Here is a 19303-nt window from a genome sequence, read left to right on the forward strand (position 1 = left end):
GACTGCTGTCTAATAAACCACCAAAAGTGCGAGAGTGCAGCAGCAAAGATTATTCCTACCGCAGCGCCCTTACTCAAATGCTTTGTAGTTTGCTGCGAGTTAATAAATAGGGAGCATCTCACTTTTGCACCCAAGCTAGAAATCTAAGTTTTGAGGCAGGAGGCAGGAGGAAGAAGGAAGGAGGGAGAAGAAGTGCTTTTACAACTAGGAGATGCTCCCTAACAAATATGTATCAGCCTATCTACATAGTGAGACTGGATGAACGCACAAATAACTTGTACATTTTGGAGCCTAAAACTATCGAAAGAGAGATTGATCCTAACGGGCAATGGAGATATTCTGATATTAAGACAGCTAATTTTAAAACTATGAGCAGAAAGGAATTATATCGTTTCCGGTTGCATCGGAATGATACCGAGGACACGGCACTGCCGTGTCCCTACTACTTACCCCATATATTAATAAACTTCCCGTAAGCTACTATAGCTTGACTTTGACAAATTCAGAGGCAATTCAACCGAAATTAAATTGCAAATAATAAATAATAGATAGTTATTTGCCAAAAAAAAATAGCCACTTACAGACAGTTTAATTGTGAAATCATGGTGAAACTCAATAAAAAAACAGAAAATATATGACTGCTTTTGTCAGTAGAAAATACTCAAAAACCCAACAGCTAGAAACAGAACTGACAGAAGCAAATATTGACAGCCGCGCCCAATCTTCGCTGGTAGTTTGCTATCTACCCGGAGGAAAATTTCAGAGCCTGTAGGGCGCGTCAATTACCGGAAAAGCCACACTACAGCAGTTAAACTTCGATCGCCAGCACAATTGGTTCACACCCATGTCCATTTATCCATTCAACCGCCCAGCCGCCAAATTTTTCAGCAAGCTTCCCCTGCGAACTGTTCTGATTGTTCCGTTGGTTTTGCAAACGGTAAGTGTAGTTGGGCTAGTAGGCTATCTTTCTTTCAAAAGCGGTCAAGAATCAGTCGAGGATGTAGCGCATCAGTTAATCAAACAAGTAGCAGAGCGGATCGGCCATCGCCTCACCGATAATAATGGGCTGTCGTCAATCAATACCTTTCTGGCTAGGCTGCACTTCTCTGCATCGGGACAGACTTTTATTATGGATCGATCGGGCAATCTGATTGCCACATCCACACGAGAAACACCCTTGGTGACGCCAGCAAAAAACCAACCGACGCCATTGCTAGCCGCCAACAGCAAGGACGCCCGAACGCGAGATATTGCTCGACAACTCGCCAACCGCTTTGGCAACTTCCGCGCGCTGCAAACTACTCAGCAATTTACCCTGGCGAGCAAACGCTCTCGGCAGTTTGTCCGCGTCACTCCCTATCGAGATTTCCGCGGCTTGGATTGGTTGATTGTGGTGGTGGTGCCAGAGTCTGATTTCATCGCTCCGATTCAAGCAAATACCCGCAAGACATTGTGGTTGTGTGCCGGTACGCTGCCGCTAGCGATCGCGATCGGATTGTTGACTTCCCGTTGGGTGACAAAACCAATTATGCGCTTGAATACCGCAGCCAAAAAAGTTGCCAAAGGCGAATGGGATCAACCTTTAGAAATTAGACGCTTCGATGAAGTCGGAGAACTCGCCAATTCCTTCAATCTTATTGCAGCGCAACTGCAACAGGCTTTTGCCGAACAAAAATCTTTAAATGAAGCTTTAGCGCAGAGGGAGAGCCAACTCCAGCAATTTATCGAAGCCATGCCTGCGGGAGTATCTATCCACGATGCCTCGGGTAAAGTCGTGTACTTCAACGAAACTGCCAAGCATTGGCTCGGCGTAGAAACTATCCCCGATGCGACTTTAGAAGAATCAGTCGAAGTTTATCAAATCTACCGCCAAAACCAGCCCTATCCAACTGAAGAACTGCCCGCATTCCGAGCACTGCGCGGCGAAACGGTGTTCCTTGAAGATGTAGAACTTTATCGAGATGGGGAATTTATTCCTTTTGAGGTGCGCGCCACACCAATTTTCGACGCAGGCGGAAACATTATTTATGCCATCACTGCTTTTTCTAACATCGCACAGCGCAAACAATCTGAAAAAATATTAACTGACTACAATCGCACTTTAGAAACAGAAGTTGCCGAACGTACCTCCGCCTTAGATCGTGCTAATGAACTCTTACAATATGAAATGGTCGAGCGCAACTTGCTAACACAAAAATTTTATAGTTCTACCGACCAATTTCTGAAAATCTTTGAGTCTATTACCGATATTGTATTGATTTTTACACCCGCAGAAAAAACTATCCAAATTATACCCACTAAGGGAATTTTTCAATACAACTATCATAATAATCAAATCGACTCCATCATCGAACAATTTTTTCATGAGGCAAACCAGGACATTTATTTTGCTCAAGTTAGACGGGCATTGGAAACAAAACAAACTGTTAGTTTTGATTACAGTCTGCTGATTAATAACCAAGAAGTTTGGTTTGTTGCTAAAATTTCGCCGCTTTCCGATAGCTCCGCTGTTTGGGTAGCGCGCGACATTAGCGATCGCCAGTTTGCCGAAGCCCGACTGCTCGAAGCCCAAAAAATTGCCCGTATTGGCAGTTGGGAACACGATATCGCCACAGAAACAACCACTTGGAGTGAAGAACTCTATCGCATTTACGAGCTCGATCCGACTCAAAAACCGCTGCCCAGCGAACAATTAATCGAGCGTTTTCATCCAGAAGATCGATCGCGCTATCTGACAATGGTTCGCGAGCGAGCTAGTTCAGGAAAAAGCTTTGAAATCGATCTGCGGCTGATCCGAAGAGATGGCTCGCTCAGTTACATTGAAGTCCGAGGGAAACCGGTTTATGATGAACAAGGGCAGTTGAGCCGTTTAGTGGGTACTGTCTTGGATATTAGCGATCGCCAACAAGCCGAGTCAGCTTTGCGAGAAAGCGCGCAGGGGGAACAAGCCATCGCCCGATCGATCGATCGCATCCGTCAGTCCTTAGATATTGACACAATATTCAAAACCACAACTTCTGAACTGCGACAAACCCTAAAATGCGATCGTGTCGGTATCTATCGTTTTAATCCTGATTGGAGCGGGGAATTTGTTGCCGAATCAATGGCTCCGGGCTGGAGGTCTCTGATGCAAAAACCCGACGAGTTTAATTTGCCAAACAATCTCGTCGAAGACTCTCGCTGTACCGTGAAAACTCTGCAAGCCAGCGGTGAACCAGTGCGGGATACCTATCTACAAAAAAATCAAGGCGGTATGTACGCTAGAGGCGTTCCTTACCGCATAATTGAAGACATATACAGCGCTGGTTTAAGTCCTTGTTACCTGCAACTGTTAGAGGAATTTCAAGCTAGAGCCTACGTTATTTTCCCCATATTTTGCGGCAGTCAACTTTGGGGTTTGCTCGCCAGCTATCAAAATTCTGCACCCCGCACTTGGCGCGAAGCAGAAATCAATATTGGGCTGCAAATTAGCACTCAACTGGGAGTCGCCTTACAACAAGCTCAATTGCTCGAAGCCACTCAACAGCAAGCAGTACAGCTCCAACAAGCAGCCTGGGCAGCAGAAGCCGCTAACCTCGCCAAAAGCACTTTCCTGGCAAATATGAGCCACGAACTCCGCACCCCGCTCAACGCAATTCTGGGATTCTCCCAATTGATGCAGCGCTCTACCAACCTCAATCGCGAACAGCAGGAAAATATCCGCATCATCAACCGCAGCGGAGAACACTTGCTAGCTCTGATCAATCAAATATTAGATTTAGCCAAAATAGAGGCGGGACGCATTACCCTCAACCCAACAGACTTTAAATTAAGCAGCCTGCTCCACGAGGTGGAAGAGATGTTTCAACTCCAGGCACGGGAGCAACAATTGCAGTTAATATTTGACTGCTCTAGCGATATTCCCGAATACGTCCGAACCGACCAACTTAAGTTGCGCCAAGTTTTAATTAATCTGCTTTCTAACGCCATTAAGTTTACGAAAGAGGGAGGCATTGCGGTAAGAGTAAATGCGGTTAGGGAGGGTGAAAACCAGCAAACACCAATCACTAATTATCAATTATATTTTGAAATAGAAGACACTGGTTCCGGCATGGCTCCTGAAGAGTTAGAGCGGCTTTTTCAACCTTTTGTGCAAACCACAACAGGGGCAACATCTCAGCAGGGAACAGGCTTGGGGCTGGCTATCAGCCAACAGTTTATCAAGCTGATGGGTGGCATCATTACTGTGCGCAGTGAAGTAGGACGCGGCACAACCTTCGCGTTTGATATCTCCGTCAGCGCCATTGAGACCCGGGCGACTCAACCCGCAAAGCCGCCGCGTCGCGTGATAGCCCTAGAACGCAACCAGCCACGCTATCGTATTTTGATTGTGGACGATCGAGCCGACAACCGCAAACTGCTGATCGAACTCCTCGCTGCCTTTAACTTTGAACTCCAAGAAGCCAGCAACGGCATAGAAGCTATTGAAATGTGGTCGAGTTTCGATCCGCACTTAATTTTTATGGATATGTGGATGCCCGTGATGGATGGGCATGAAGCGACGAAACGTATTAAAGCCACCGCTAAAGGTCGAGCTACCCCCATTATTGCCCTCAGTGCCGGTAACGCTGCCAGTAACGCTGAGGAAGCGCGAAGCGTTACTGTATCAGATGAGTGCGATGACTTTATCCACAAACCCTTTCGAGATACACAAATCTTTGCCACCCTGCACAAACATCTGGGAGTGCGTTACATTTACGATGAACCCGAGAGTGTTCCCGAGTCAACTCAAATCGAGGCTCCCACTCCAGAGACTCTTGCAGCTTTACCCGCAGATTGGCTGGCAGCTTTAGAGAAAGCCACAATAGAGTGCGATTTAGAGTTAATTCTCAGCCAAATTGAGCAAATTCGCGATCGAAATGACTCTTTAGCTACCGCTCTAGCCGCATTGGCTAACGAGTTTCTGTTCAATGAAATACTAGCTCTCATCCATCCCGAAACCAAATAAGAATGATATTAGATCTGGTTCGTAGTAAATACGACCGTCCTGGTAAAACCCGCTCGGACGATCGTACTCACTACAAACCTATAAAGGTTATTTTACCGAACTAGATATGAATTACGAACCAACTCCCGTCTTAAAAGGAAATATTTTAATTGTTGATGATATTCCGGCTAACTTGCAACTTTTAGCTCAAATACTCTCCCAGCACGGGTACAAAACACGCACCGCACCCGACGGCAAACTAGCTCTGCGGTCGATCGAGTTAACTCCTCCTGACTTGATATTGCTCGACATCATGATGCCCGGTATGGACGGCTACAAAGTTTGCCAAGCATTGAAAGCTTCTCCCACAACTAAAGACATTCCCGTTATTTTTATTAGTGCTTTAAATGAAGTGTTTGATAAAGTCAAAGCCTTTGAAGTTGGTGGTAGAGATTATATCACGAAACCGTTTCACGAACAAGAAGTTTTGGCCCGCGTTTCAAATCAACTCGTGCAGCGCCAATTGTTCCAACAAACACAATCCTACGCCCAGCAACTCGAACAAACTTTAACTGAACTCAAGAAAACTCAAGCTCAGTTAATACAGAAGGAAAAAATGGCTTCTTTAGGTCAATTCGTGGCAGGGATTGCTCACGAAATCAACAATCCAGTCAACTTTATCTACGGCAATATTGCTCTAGCGGCGGACTATGCGCGAGATTTGCTTCACCTCGTCGAATTGTACCGACATTACTACCCCCACCCCGTTGCAGAAATTATCGGCGAATTGGACGAGATTCAACCCGAATTCATCGCCGAGGATTATCCAAAACTGCTGAATTCGATGACAGAGGGTGCTTCTCGAATTAGCGAGATTGTGATGTCTTTGCGCAACTTCTCCCGCCTTGGGGAACAAAAGTACAAGCCAGTGGATATTCATGAAGGCATTGACAATACTTTAGTTATTTTGGAACATCGACTGAAGGGATCAAACAAACAAGATGAGATTGAGGTCATCAAACACTACAGTCAACTGCCAAAAGTCACCTGTTACGCCAGTGAGTTAAATCAGGTGTTCATGAACCTGCTAAGTAATGCTATTGATGCCCTGGAAACTCAACCTTCTCCTCGAACAATTACCATCAGCACTTCACTAAGTTCTGAGTCAGCACCGGCGCTGCACAATCAAGATTCAAAAGTCGCAACTCAAAACTATAAATCCGTTGTGATTAACATTGCCGATAACGGTTGTGGGATGAGTGAGGACGTGCGCCACCAAATATTTGACCCATTTTTTACTACGAAGCCTGTAGGCCGGGGTACTGGATTAGGGTTGGCAATCAGTCACGATATTGTAGTTGAAAAACATCGAGGTCAAATCAGTTGTATTTCTGCTCCGGGCCGAGGAACAGAGTTAATTTTGCAGATTCCGATATCTGTTAAATCTTAACTGTTAAAATGTTAACAGACAAAGATGATATATCAGAGACATGGTAGCCGAGCATCTGTAGGGAAACTGCAATGCCCTGTCCGGCGCGGGAATTAGGGAAACGGCATTGCCGTTTCCCTACGGTTCGCAGTAAGGACTATTGTATTTACTTTAAATCGAGCAATCCGCTAGTTTTCAGTTTGGGATTAAACCGAATTTCTTCAGTTACGCCGCGAGCTTTCAACAGCGCGAAAATTTCATTTTCTACGCGCCGCGCGACATTTTTCAACAATTTATCTTTGGCAATTTCATCGGCGAAGATACCTTGATAATTTGCCGTTTCTTGGGCAGTCATCACAGTTTTGGTGTCGATGGGATCGTTCCACTTAGCAGCATCGGCACCGTTACCCTGGGGTTGGGAACCGTTTTCGGCAATCCAACTCGATCGGATGCTTTCTAGGATAGTGCGGCTGGGCTTGTCAATAGTTTGGACTTTCAGCCAGTAGCAATACTGGGTTTGGCGTACCAAATGCTGTTTGAGGCTGAGGTAAATGTCGCGAGAATAGCCGACAAATTGCAGCACTTTCTCGCTGTCGAAAATCGCGTAAACGCCAATTTTTCCCTGGACAAACTCGGGCAGTTTCCCCTCAGAGTCTATGTAGGGAATGAATTCTAAGCTCGCGAGAGAGTGAATGTCTTCTGTCATCCGATTTTAGATTTTAGATTTTAGATTTTAGATTTTAGATTAAACCACAGATTAACCAGCCTTTACCTCAGTCTTAAAAACTCGATAAATTGCACAGAGGCGGCTGGGTTTAAATATTTTGGCCTGGAACATGAAATTAGGCGGGACGTTGACGATCGCAAAATCGCTCGATTCGTGATACTTTTCAAATTCCGCAGGCATTCCCTTCGGCGTCTCGCTGCTGTAAGGGACTGGCTGAAACAGTAACTCGGCAAACTCAATGCGCGAGCAGTGCAATTGTAGCGCTACTTGTTGGAGAAAGCTTTCACCGGTTAATAAACCGAACAGTGCAGTTTTAGCATCTGGTTCGAGGACAAAACTGCTATCGTAGCTTTCAATAATCTTAAGACCCATTTTCTGTATACTCCTGACAGACGGCGGTGAACGCTTATTGGTTAACTGTTGAGCGATCGACTCAATCCTGAATTTTACCTGAGATTGACCGTTTTGAAGGCAGAAGGTATTCTGCAGGAGGTCAATCGATTTTAGATTTTAGATTTTAGATTTTAGATTTTAGAATTGAAGCATTGACCCCACGGAGCAATTCGGGGGGCAAGTTTCATCGGATACAGGTTTTTTATTTCTGGACGGATGAATCCGGGGGCTTGTATCCTGGATGCTTTCGGTCAATAAAAATACCACAATTCGGAAATTTGGACAAATAGCCCTGATTTATTTGCCGATCGCTTTTATCATGTCCCTATCGCCATCTATCCGACTACGACTAAAAGGCTATGCAGAAGATTGAAAAAGCATCATTCCCAGCTTCCAGAAGTGCCCCGAACCAGCCGGACTGGCTAGAATTGGCAGAATACGCCTCTGTTGCTGGTTCAGCGATGGGCACGATTGCTGCTGTATTGTCGGGCCAAATTGTCTACGCTGCCGCCCCCTTAACCGCAGCACTTTCGCTAAATCTCGCCAATCGCCAGCGTTTCGAGCAACAAATGCAACAAAAGGCAAATTCTGCGATCGCGGACGTACAGGCCGCAGTAGAACGTCGATCGCAGCAAGTTCAGGTACTACCTGGAGAACCTGCGGAACTCTACACCGCCGTCTCCGACTTGCAGCAGAAACTCCAGGGCTTGGAATCCGGGGCCATCGCCGAGGTACAAGCTGCCGTAGCCTCCCTCGAACGCCAAGCCCAGGCGCTTCCGGCCGACTCTCAGGAACTCTACACCATCCTGTCCGATTTGCAGCAAAAACTCGGGATTTTGGAAAATAGCGCCCTCAGAGAGCATGATTGGGAAAATGTCAACGTCCGATTTTTATTGATGGGCGAAAAGTTAACTGAAGTTAAAACTATTACGGCCCAGTTACAGGAACGATCGAACGAAGTAGACTTGAATGAAATCCAAGGTTCTCTCAAGCAATTGCAGGATTTGCTCGATCGACCCACAATAGATGCAGGGATGCTGCAAACCGAGATTCAGCACTTGCAGGAGCAAGTTTCCGAATTGCAGCGACAAAATCAAGAAATTGTCAAGCCTTATTTGCAGCGTCTGACTCGCGCCGTGAAGAAACTATCAGCAAATTAGTCTTACTTATTCGTTTTTCGTAGGGTGCAGCGCGGGCATCTTCCCGCATTCTTTCGTAGGGTGCGCCGGGCCGCGCACCTTACCAATTACCAATTACCCATTACTAAATTTTTGCCAAGCTTGCCAGAAAACATAAATCGATAAGATTGCCAAGAGCGATCGAAAAGCTAAACTAACAATACGATCGGGCAATTTCGGCAAAAACCGGGTGCTCACCTGCGCGCCCAACAAACCGCCAGCGCCAAGAATTAACCCTACAACCCACACAACATTTCCGCGCGCCGCGTGTCCCGCCGTCGCCGAAATTGCCGTGATGACGATGACGCCCAAGCTGGTTTGAATTGCGGTTTTAATGCTTTCTCCTAACAGCAAAATTTGCAGGGGAACCATAATCACGCCGCCGCCTACGCCGAACAAACCCGCTAATAAACCTGCCGCACTGCCGGTAGCAATTTTAGCAAAAGTTGGATTGAATAAAATATTTGAATTATTTGGCAATTGGTAACTTGTTCTGAGCGTAATTGTACTGAGCGAAGCCGAAGTATTGGTAATTGCTAATTGAGCATTTTCCTCTTGTCCCGCTTCTCCTCCCAGTTCCTCTTCCTCTACTTCCGCTTTCTGATTAGCTGTCAGGCGCGTGCGCAATTCAATCAAAAAAATATTCAGCCACAGCAACAACCCAAAAGTAAGTAACAGCAAGTAAGGCGGAAATATCCCCGCCAAATAAGCACCGATTTGTGCTGTGATGACGGCGGGAAATCCGATGCCTGCGACTTGACTCAAGCTGAGGTAGCCCATGCGCCAATTCTGGATGCTGCCAGAAATAGCTGTAATGACGATCGACAAACCGCTAGTAGCAACCGCTTGTACCGGGGCGTACTTGAGAGCAACCAACAAAGGTACGAGCACCGTACCGCCACCGATACCCAAAAATCCAGCTAGAATTCCGGCAAAAATTCCTGCCGCACCGAGAATCAATAATTCAGTGATCATTAGTTATTAGTCAGCAGTCAACAGTCAACAGTTAACAGTTAACAGTTAACAGTCAACAGTCAACAGTTAACAGTCAACAGTCAACAGTTAACAGTTAACAATCAAATTTTAAGAATCATTAGTCGTGCCGTCCGGCATAATTGCCCGCCTCAAATCTGCATCGCGGAAGTTAGTTCGATTCAGATTAGCGTCAATCAAAACCGCTTCCAACAAAACAGCCCCGCTAAAATTAGACCAGCACAGCTTAGCCCGGTACAAATTAGCACCGCTCAAGTTAGCTTTTGCCAGCGTTGACCAACTCACATTAGCAACTCTCAAATTAGCATTGCTCAGATTAGCTTCGCTCAGATTAGCTCCCACCATCGTTACTTGGCGCAAGTCTGCACCAGTCAGGTTAGCCCCGCTGAGCATCGCCCCGCTGAGAATTGCCTGATTCAGGTTAGCTCTTTCTAAAAGCGACTCGCTAAGGATGGCATTTGTCAGGTTTACCGCTTTGAGATTTGACCAACTCAAATTTGCCTTCATCAAATTAATGCGAATCATGCTAGCGTCGGTTAAGTTGGCCGCAAACAAATTCGCTTCTGTAAAGTTGGCTTCGGTCAAATTAGCTTCCGTCAAATTAGCCTTGGTCATGTTGACTTCTCTCGCCATTGAGCCGCGCAGGTTGGCTCCCATCAGGTTAGCCCCGCTGAGATTGGCGCGGCTCAAATCGGTACCGATGAGATTTGCTTCGCTGAGGTTGGCTTCCGTCAAGTCCACCCCTGCCAATTTCACCTCGCGCAAGTTCGCTCCCGTCAGGTTAGCGCCTTTAAGGTTTGCGTCTTGGAAATTCGATCTGGTAAAGTTAGCCTCGCTGAGGTTTACCCCTTTTAAGTCTGCCCCGACGAGGTTAATCTCTCGAAAATTTCTTTCTCCGGCCGCATATTGCCTCAGAATTCGATCGGCCTCCATGTCATTCGCCTCGCAATTTTTTTTAAACGTTAGAGTGATGGGTGTTACCACATCATCCCAGATAACTACGGTATTCACTCTGCACGCTGTACTATCTGTAGAATCTTTGCACTGCTTTCCGGACACTGCTGTGCCACTGCCTCCTAAAAGGTCTGACAAATATCAAAGCTTCTGAGAAAATCAACAATAGGGTAAAACTCTCGGCGCTCGGCACTGAGTCAGTCGAGTTTAGATTTTAGATTTTAGATTTGCTCCACAGATTCATCTGGGAGCCGGAACTTTGGTCTAAAATTATGGGCTCACCACGACGATTATCGGAAACTTGTATTCGTTTTTGGGCGAGCTGGCAGTTGACAACTGACAACTGTCAACTGTCAACTGTCAACTGTCAACTGTCAACAGACAAAGGAAATTTTAAAATGCCTGAAAATTTGAGAAGCCAAGCTGTGACTGGGGGCGTGCAGCGCGCGCCCAACCGAGCAATGCTGCGGGCAGTCGGTTTTGGTGACGGCGATTTCACTAAGCCGATTGTGGGGATTGCCAACGGGTACAGCACGATTACGCCCTGCAACATGGGATTGAACGACCTCGCTTTGCGGGCTATTGCGGGTGCAAAGGAAGCTGGGGCGATGCCACAGATGTTCGGTACGATTACTATCAGCGACGGGATCTCGATGGGAACAGAAGGGATGAAATATTCTCTGGTGTCGAGAGATGTAATTGCTGATTCGATAGAAACTGTTTGCAACGGCCAAAGTATGGACGGGTTGCTGGCTGTCGGCGGTTGCGATAAAAATATGCCGGGGGCGATGATTGCGATCGCCCGCATGAACATTCCTGCTATTTTTGTTTACGGCGGCACGATTAAACCGGGACACCACAACGGACGCGATTTAACCGTTGTCAGCGCTTTTGAAGCAGTCGGTCAATTCAGCGCGGGCAAAATTGACGAAACAGAACTCAATGCAGTGGAACAACAAGCTTGTCCGGGTGCGGGTTCCTGTGGCGGAATGTTCACAGCAAATACGATGTCTAGCGCTTTTGAAGCGATGGGCATGAGTTTGCCTTATTCTTCGACAATGGCTGCTGAGGATGCCGAAAAAGCTGACAGCGCTGCCGAATCTGCAAAAGTTGTGGTGGAAGCTGTCCGCAAACAGTTGTTACCGAGCCAAATTTTGACGCGCAAGGCCTTTGAAAATGCGATCGCGGTAATCATGGCAGTCGGCGGTTCAACCAATGCTGTGCTGCATTTATTAGCCATTTCCAATGCGATCGGCGTTGAGTTGTCCCTCGACGATTTTGAAACTATTCGAGCGAAAGTACCGGTGCTGTGCGACCTCAAACCCAGCGGCAAATATGTAGCAACCGATTTGCACAAAGCCGGCGGCATTCCTCAAGTAATGAAAATGCTGCTAGAAAAAGGTTTGCTGCACGGAGACGCGCTGACAATTACCGGTCAAACTGTTGCGGAAGTGTTGGCAGATATTCCAGCCGAACCCCGCACCGACCAAGATGTCATCCGCCCTTGGAACAACCCGCTTTACGCCCAAGGACATTTAGCAATTCTCAGGGGAAATCTGGCAACAGAAGGAGCCGTTGCTAAAATTACGGGCGTTAAAAAACCGCAAATTACCGGCCCGGCGCGGGTATTTGAATCTGAAGAAAATTGTTTGGATGCAATTTTAGCGGGCCAAATTCAAGCCGGAGATGTGATTATCATCCGCTACGAAGGGCCCAAAGGCGGGCCGGGAATGCGCGAAATGTTAGCACCAACTTCGGCAATTATTGGCGCTGGTTTGGGGGATTCTGTAGGGTTAATTACTGACGGTCGCTTCTCTGGCGGAACTTACGGCATGGTTGTCGGTCACGTTGCACCAGAAGCACAAGTTGGCGGAACAATTGGTCTGGTAAAAGAGGGTGATTCGATTACAATTGATGCTAACAATCGCTTGTTGCAGCTCAATGTTTCTGATGCAGAATTGGAGCAGCGGCGCGCTCTTTGGCAGCCTCCTAAACCTCGGTATACTAAAGGCGTTTTGGCTAAATATGCTAAGTTGGTTTCTTCTAGCAGTGTTGGTGCTGTGACTGATTTGGGTTTGGGTTAAAGTAGGAGTTTTTTTAACCGCAGATGAAGCCAGATAAACGCAGATGAACGCAGATAAAATCCTATCTGCGTTCATCTGTGTTCATCCGCTGATATCTGCGGTTAAAAATTTCCTAAATTAACTGCGCTGATTCAAAAAGCGGCTAGCCATCGAAATTGTGTCAGTAATATCTACGTCGCCGTCTCCATCTGCATCTAAAAACGTATTCAAAACGGGATTGCTGCCTTGGGCTGGGTTTTGGGCGTTGCTGCCGGTTTTTAGCAAATTCAGCACCAGCGGCACCAAAACAGGTATCATCGCCTGCACTGTGGCGTTATTCAAACCGGTTCTGTGGGCGATATCGTTCACTATCTGCGTCAGTTGGCCGACTCCGAACAAACTCTGTACCGCTTGCGGATTGGGATTTGTGCCGCTAAATTGGTTGACAAGTTGTTGAGCTTGTGCGTCTCCCGACTGCGATCGCACGTCTTGCAATGCCGATCGCACGTATCCGCCCAAAACCGACATTGCTAGCTGAGTCGTGCCCGTATTGACGCCCTGGTTGCTGCTCAACTGCTCTACCGCACCGAGAATGTTGCCCAACTGATTGGGGTTTGCTTGTTGGTTGGGATTGTCGATCGCGCTCAAAATTTGGTCAAATAGTCCCATAATTTTCGCTCCGTACAGTGATTGCTCAACTTGAAATTATAGCAAATCCTGTTTTTCAAGATTACTGAAAATAGTTTTGAGTTGGGTATTATCACTCATCAAGTGGGGTAGCGACAGCCAGTCAATCGATTTTAGATTTTAGATTTTAGATTTTAGAATTGAAGCATTGACCCCACGGATCAATTCGGGGGGCAAGTTTCATCGGATACAGGTTTTTTATTTCTGGACGGATGAATCCGGGGGCTTGTATCCTGGATGCTTTCGGTCAGTAAGCAATCTCATACAATTTTAGATTTTAGATTTTAGATTTGGAATGAATTATGACATCAGAGTTTAGATTGCGGGTTTAGAGTGGCCTTCTTTTTTGAAACTGCTATAAAAACTGATAATTTTTAATTTTTTACAGTTCCTCTATCCTCGGACTTGCCTGGTGCGTTACCGTTGTAGAGGGAATTATCTTCGCGAGCCATTGGAGCTTTTAAGAGCGTATTTTACATTAAATCCTCCTGCTTAATCGGCAGGGCGATCGAAAATTCCGTCCCCGTTCCTACCTCCGACCAAAAGTTAATTGTCCCGCCGTGCTTCTTGACGATAATTTCGCGACCAATTGCCAATCCCAAACCAGTACCTACACCTCTCGGTTTAGTAGTAAAGAATGTTTCAAACATTTTTTCTTGGCTCTCTGGTGCTATTCCCGTACCGTTATCAGAAATTCGCACTACCACTGAGTCGTCGTCCAAGTATTCTGTAGCAATCACAATCCTCGGCGAAAAACTCGGTGCTTCCTGTTGCATTGACTGCGCCGAAGCCGATTGTTTTTTCGCCTCCTCAGAGCTGGCTTTCTCACTTTTTACTTTCTCTTCTACAGCATCTAGTGCATTGTTGAGAAGGTTCACAAATACCTGGTAAAGCAAACCCATATAGCCTTCAACACTCGGGATGTTCCCGTAATTGCATACCACTTCAATGCCCTGTTTGATGCGGCTGTTGAGAATCAGCAAACTGCTGTCTATGCAGGCGTGCAAATCGACGGGATGAGGGGCCGCATCGTCGAGGCGAGAAAAATCTTTCAAACTTAAGATAATAGCTTTGGCTCTTTCAGCCCCTACTTGCATCGAGTCAAATATTTTGATCAAATCTTCTTTGAGAAAATCGATGTCTATTTCTTCGCCTTTGGCGATCGCTGCCGCAGGCGGGTTGGGAATTTCTGTTTCGTAAGTTTTGAGCAAATCTAAAATATCTTCAACATAATGTCTCGCCGGCTCGATATTTGCATAGATAAAATTGATGGGATTGTTAACTTCGTGAGCAACCCCGGCTAACATCCGCCCCAAAGTTGCCATTTTCTCATTTTGAAGTATCTTGGTTTGTTGTTCAGATTTCAATTCTTCTAGCAACTGATTTACTTTCTGAATTAGTTGATTCAGCGAAGCTGCTAATACTCCGACTTCATCGGTGCTGGTAACTGGTACTTGCAACTGAAAATTAGATTCTTCAGTCACTCGCTGAGCAATTTTAGTAACAGCGGCGAGGGGTTTGGCGATCGCCCTACTGGTCAAGGCTACCAGCAATGCTGCAACGACGATCGACAGTGCCATGCTACCCAAAATTATTTGCACCCGCAGCGCCTGCGCTTGCAGCAGGGCCTCCCGCCCAGCATCTTCTTGCTCTTGGGCGCGATCGATAATTTCTGCTATATCATTGACCGCCCTATCTAATTGCAACCCTATTTTATCTCGATCGAAATTCGACAGTAACTTACGTTTAACACTTTGTTGAGCGGGGTTATTTGGCAGTTTACTAATTTTTTTATTAACTATTTCTAGTCGATTTAGATAATTAGATAATAGCGAATCGGAAGTTTGTCTGAATTTTTCTAGACCTTCTATGTCTTCCATGTATTTATATTTTTTGACTTCCGATAGCAACAACTTCAAATTGTAAATATTGTTTTGTAGCTGTTTGTATTTGCTGTCAAAAATTTGCGGCTTTTCGATCCAGTAAACCAGCCCCTCTTGGCTGTTTTGCGTTCGCAGTAAAGCTACCTGCAACTTATTTAAAAGCTGACTTTCTCGCTCGATGTGTACTTGATTGTTAGTTCTGCGATAGTAATGATTGCCCGCCAACATCCCGACAGTCGTTCCCCCAATCGCAACACAAAGAGCCAGTGCGTACCCGCTGCTGATTTTGTCGCGAATACTGAGGTTGCCCAAGGAACGGGCTATGTGAGCGAAATAATTGGGCTTGAGTGGCTGGCTCTCTTTGATATTATGCTCGCAAGAGGTAGAGAGTTCTTGTGAAGGCTGATTCAGATGTTTGAGCTGCATAGATGCTAACCTGTGAATAATTCAGGCACTGACAATTCAGTCTAACTTAACTTGCGACTGATTTGAGAGTACCGCATGGATACTGAATTTGATAATTTTTGTGAATTAGGACGCTTTTACCCTGCCTAAGAAACCCGGTTTTTCGTTTCCGCTTTCGGAGCTTCCAGGAGGCACTTACCTGAAGAAACTGGGTTTCTGGATACTTAATGTGATATTTTATTCTTAATAAAAAAGTATGGCTCCACTCGCGATCGAATAAATCACCGAATAAATAAGTAGGTAGATGCAAATAAACCAGTCTGCGGTTCGGGCGGGTGATAAGCTGTAGCTGAGTTATCGTGCAAGCTACAATTGCAGCAAAAGGGCGATCGCACTTGTCCGTCCCGCTGGCGCTCAAACTCCGCAAACCGCGCCCGCAGTGCGACAGAATCGGGATTTGCGGGTTCGCGCAGTACGATCCTCTTCGAGGGCTTTCCTTCGGATCGCTTCGCTAACGCTAACGGGCGCTTCGCCATTTTAGATTTTAGATTTTAGATTTTAGATTTGCAATGACTGATGACTATCGGCGTAATGTAAAAATCAAAGCATAACCCTTTTATTTGCCACTTTCCTCATGCCTTTGCCGCGCCTGTTAACTTTAATTGCTGCTTTCTGCCTCGCCCTGGGGCTGATTATTGGGCTGGTGAGTTCCTTAACAGGGCTTTACAGTCAAGTTGCGTGGTCTGCTTCTCCGCTGCTGGCTAATTTGCTGATTTTCCTGATAATTGTACTTTTGGCAACGCTAATTTTTGCGCTGGTTTACTATTTTAGGCTGCTGCAACGCCCTCAGAAAGTTAATGGAAAACGGCCGATTACTCCGAAGATTCCTGTTGTGAAAAGTGAAGCAGCTTCGGAAAATCTCAAAGCAATTCGGCAACAAGTCGATCGCATTCAAGATGAAGTAGCGCGGCAAGCTTTGCTGTTGAGAGCTCGCGAAATTGAAGCTAGCATGGCTCGCGGCAGCGTTCGAGTAGTTGTTTTCGGCACCGGTTCTGCGGGCAAAACTTCCGCTGTCAATGCCCTGGTGGGGCGGATGGCGGGACAGGTGGGCGCGCCGATGGGAACTACCGAAGTTGGCGAAACTTACACTTTGAAATTGAAAGGAATCGATCGAGAATTAGCAATTACTGATACCCCAGGCATCTTGGAAGCGGGAGTTGCGGGGACTTACAGAGAAGAATTGGCCAGGCAGTTGGCGGCGAGGGCAGATTTGATCTTATTTGTTTTGGACGGCGATTTGCGAAAATCAGAGTACGAACCGCTGCGGACTTTGGCGGAAATTGGCAAAAGGTCGATCGTGGTTTTTAATAAAGTTGACCTTTATCCCGACAGCGACAGAGATGAAATTCTCGATCGGCTGCAGCAGCGAGTCAAAGGTTTTGTATCAGCAATGGATGTAGTCGCCATTAGCGCCAATCCGCAAAAAGTTGTACTAGAAGACGGCACAATTTTTCAGCCAGACCAGAATATTATGCCATTAATTCGGCGCGTCGCTGCGATTTTGCGAGCTGAAGGCGAAGACTTAATTGCAGACAATATTTTGCTGCAATCTCAGCACTTGGGAGACCAAGCGCGCAAGTTAATTGACGCTCAAAGGAGGCGGCAAGCTGATAAAGCAGTAGAGCGATTTCAGTGGATCGGAGCCGGAGTAATTGCTGTAACGCCTTTGCCCGTTGTGGATTTATTAGCGACAGCAGCAGTTAACGCTCAAATGGTAGTAGAAATTGCCAAGATTTACGGCTGCGAATTAAATATCGATCGCGCCAAAGAATTGGCATTGTCTCTAGCAAAAACCCTAGCAAGTTTGGGAATAGTTGAAGGTGTAATTCAAGTAGTGTCAAGGGCGTTGCAGTTAAGCGTAGCGGGGTTTGTACTTGGCAAAGCAATTCAAGCAGTCAGCGCCGCTTATTTAACCAGAATTGCCGGTAAAAGTTTTATTGAATATTTCCGCCATGACCAAGATTGGGGCGACGGCGGCATCGCCGAAGTCGTGCAAAGGCAGTTTCAGTTAAATCGGAAAGACGAGTTTGTCAAAGCATTTGTCAAAGATGCGATCGCCCGGGTTGTCGAACCTCTGAACATTTATCAGCAGGAATCGGAACCCGAATTAGAAATGTCAGCCGAATTGGAATCAGAAATAGAACCAGAACCCTTGTATCAGCGGCCGCAATACGACGATTGGGAAACTTACAGCAACAAACGCAACGACGAGTGGTAATTAGTAATATCCAATCCGGCTTAAATATCCCCCTGATATCAAATCCGGTAGCATCGGAATTAATATTACCCACATTCAGGAAACGGCAGTGCCGTTTCCTCTATATCATGTCCCTCGTGCCACCATAAACGATATGAACTCGCCAGCAGGATAGATTATTTTGGGGTAGAGACACGGCATGGCCGTGTCCTCTAATTTCGCCCCAGCAACAAATAAACCATCATTTCTCCCTTACCTTTAATCTCAACAGCACCGCGCATTTTAAACAAAAATTTATCTTTTAAACGATTGTAAACCGCAGGAGTCACCTGAATTTCTCCCGGAATACCGTTTGATTCCATCCGCTGAGCAACATTTACTGTATCCCCCCACAAATCGTAACTAAATTTAGTTAAGCCAATGACTCCCGCCACTACCCCACCAATATTTATCCCAATGCGGAGACTAAAGCTGTGATTGTTTTTGAGATTGAAGCTAGCGACAGTAGCTTGCATATCGAGTGCCATTTGGGCGATCGCAAAAGCGTGATTTTCCTGCGGTTCGGGCAAGCCGCCGACTACCATGTAAGCGTCACCCATAGTTTTGATTTTCTCCAAACCGTGCCGCAACGACAACTCGTCAAATTGACTAAAAATTTGATTCAGAACTTTCACCGTTTCTGCGGCAGTTTTTTGAGAGGCAAAACTCGTAAATCCTACCAAATCAGCGAATAAAACGCTGACATCCGAAAAGCTGTCAGCAATTATGCTTTGTCCCTCCTGCAAGCGATCGGCAATCGCTTTTGGCAAAATATTTAATAGCAGTTCTTCAATTTCTTCTTTCTGCAACTTGGTTGTTTCCAACAGCATCCGCGTTTCAATTTCTGCCTGTTCGCGATAGGCGATTTCCCGGCGATACATCTTATTTTTATCCCTGAGTTGCAACTCTAGTTCCCGCAGCCGCAATTGATTTTCAACCCTAGCTACCACCTCTACGGCTTCAAAAGGTTTAGTAATGTAGTCTACCCCGCCAGCATTAAAGGCTTTCAGCTTATGAGAAACTTCTACCAAAGCACTCAAAAAAATAATGGGAATGCCCCGAGTGCGATCGCTCGCTTTCAAGAGATTGCAAACTTCATAACCATCGAGACCGGGCATCATAATATCCAGCAAAATCAAGTCAGGCTGAGTCAAATCCACAGAATCGATCGCCAGTTTGCCGTTAGGTGCAAGTCGTACTTCGTAACCTTTCCTCGATAAGATCCGCTCCAGTAACGATAAATTGTTAAGATTAGACCTCTTGCAAAAAAGATATATGTTATAATCAGAAGTTTTAAATTTAGCCCCCTAGAGCTAACTCATAATTGTA

14 protein-coding genes and 1 pseudogene are annotated in these 19303 nt (G+C 46.1%); 7 read left to right on the forward strand and 8 right to left on the reverse strand.

What is annotated here, in order from left to right; translation table 11 throughout:
- Positions 1-224: 224 nt before the first annotated feature.
- From QUB30_RS33990 to QUB30_RS26100, 4 genes and pseudogenes are all read left to right on the forward strand, one after another.
- Positions 225-476 (forward strand): annotated as a pseudogene (locus QUB30_RS33990) (DUF6888 family protein); the annotation flags it as partial.
- 158 nt (positions 477-634) lie between these two features.
- Complete coding sequence (locus QUB30_RS26090) at positions 635-772, forward strand: hypothetical protein (RefSeq protein ID WP_333339527.1); 138 nt, start codon at positions 635-637, stop codon at positions 770-772.
- A gap of 72 nt (positions 773-844) precedes the next feature.
- A complete protein-coding gene (locus QUB30_RS26095) occupies positions 845-4987 on the forward strand; it encodes an ATP-binding protein (protein ID WP_333339530.1) in 4143 nt (1380 codons plus the stop codon).
- Positions 4988-5093: 106 nt separating this feature from the next.
- Positions 5094-6416: a response regulator gene (locus QUB30_RS26100; protein ID WP_333339533.1), complete on the forward strand. Its 1323-nt coding sequence runs from the start codon at positions 5094-5096 to the stop codon at positions 6414-6416.
- Between the two features lie 145 nt (positions 6417-6561).
- Here QUB30_RS26100 and QUB30_RS26105 read toward each other — a convergent pair whose 3' ends face one another.
- Positions 6562-7101 carry a GIY-YIG nuclease family protein gene (locus QUB30_RS26105; RefSeq protein WP_333339537.1) on the reverse strand — a complete coding sequence of 180 codons (540 nt, stop codon included), beginning with the start codon at positions 7099-7101 and terminating at the stop codon, positions 6562-6564.
- A gap of 51 nt (positions 7102-7152) precedes the next feature.
- A complete protein-coding gene (locus QUB30_RS26110; RefSeq protein WP_333339540.1) occupies positions 7153-7494 on the reverse strand; it encodes a hypothetical protein in 342 nt (113 codons plus the stop codon).
- Positions 7495-7874: 380 nt separating this feature from the next.
- Between QUB30_RS26110 and QUB30_RS26115 the strand changes: the two genes are divergently transcribed.
- Entirely contained in the window at positions 7875-8675 is an 801-nt protein-coding gene (locus QUB30_RS26115; protein ID WP_333339544.1) for a hypothetical protein, read from the forward strand.
- 93 nt (positions 8676-8768) lie between these two features.
- Here the strand turns inward: QUB30_RS26115 and QUB30_RS26120 are convergent, their stop codons facing one another.
- A complete protein-coding gene (locus tag QUB30_RS26120) occupies positions 8769-9668 on the reverse strand; it encodes a sulfite exporter TauE/SafE family protein (protein ID WP_333339546.1) in 900 nt (299 codons plus the stop codon).
- A gap of 108 nt (positions 9669-9776) precedes the next feature.
- Entirely contained in the window at positions 9777-10619 is an 843-nt protein-coding gene (locus QUB30_RS26125; RefSeq protein WP_333339564.1) for a pentapeptide repeat-containing protein, read from the reverse strand.
- A 419-nt stretch (positions 10620-11038) separates the two neighbouring features.
- On the opposite strand from QUB30_RS26125, the gene ilvD reads away from it, so the two are divergent.
- A complete protein-coding gene (ilvD, locus tag QUB30_RS26130; RefSeq protein WP_333339549.1) occupies positions 11039-12724 on the forward strand; it encodes a dihydroxy-acid dehydratase in 1686 nt (561 codons plus the stop codon).
- A gap of 117 nt (positions 12725-12841) precedes the next feature.
- Here ilvD and QUB30_RS26135 read toward each other — a convergent pair whose 3' ends face one another.
- From QUB30_RS26135 to QUB30_RS26145, 3 genes are all read right to left on the reverse strand, one after another.
- Positions 12842-13372 carry a hypothetical protein gene (locus tag QUB30_RS26135; protein ID WP_333339552.1) on the reverse strand — a complete coding sequence of 177 codons (531 nt, stop codon included), beginning with the start codon at positions 13370-13372 and terminating at the stop codon, positions 12842-12844.
- Between the two features lie 491 nt (positions 13373-13863).
- Positions 13864-15699 carry a HAMP domain-containing sensor histidine kinase gene (locus QUB30_RS26140; protein WP_333339555.1) on the reverse strand — a complete coding sequence of 612 codons (1836 nt, stop codon included), beginning with the start codon at positions 15697-15699 and terminating at the stop codon, positions 13864-13866.
- A gap of 260 nt (positions 15700-15959) precedes the next feature.
- The gene (locus tag QUB30_RS26145; RefSeq protein ID WP_333339557.1) at positions 15960-16214 is read right to left on the reverse strand and encodes a hypothetical protein; all 255 of its coding nucleotides are present in this window, start codon (positions 16212-16214) and stop codon (positions 15960-15962) included.
- A gap of 98 nt (positions 16215-16312) precedes the next feature.
- On the opposite strand from QUB30_RS26145, the gene QUB30_RS26150 reads away from it, so the two are divergent.
- Positions 16313-17956 carry a GTP-binding protein gene (locus tag QUB30_RS26150; protein WP_333339560.1) on the forward strand — a complete coding sequence of 548 codons (1644 nt, stop codon included), beginning with the start codon at positions 16313-16315 and terminating at the stop codon, positions 17954-17956.
- Between the two features lie 191 nt (positions 17957-18147).
- Here QUB30_RS26150 and QUB30_RS26155 read toward each other — a convergent pair whose 3' ends face one another.
- Entirely contained in the window at positions 18148-19251 is a 1104-nt protein-coding gene (locus tag QUB30_RS26155; protein WP_333339568.1) for an adenylate/guanylate cyclase domain-containing protein, read from the reverse strand.
- Between the last annotated feature and the right edge of the window lie 52 nt (positions 19252-19303).

The sequence above is a fragment of the Microcoleus sp. BROC3 genome, assembly GCF_036702515.1.
Taxonomy (GTDB): Bacteria; Cyanobacteriota; Cyanobacteriia; order Cyanobacteriales; family Microcoleaceae; genus Microcoleus.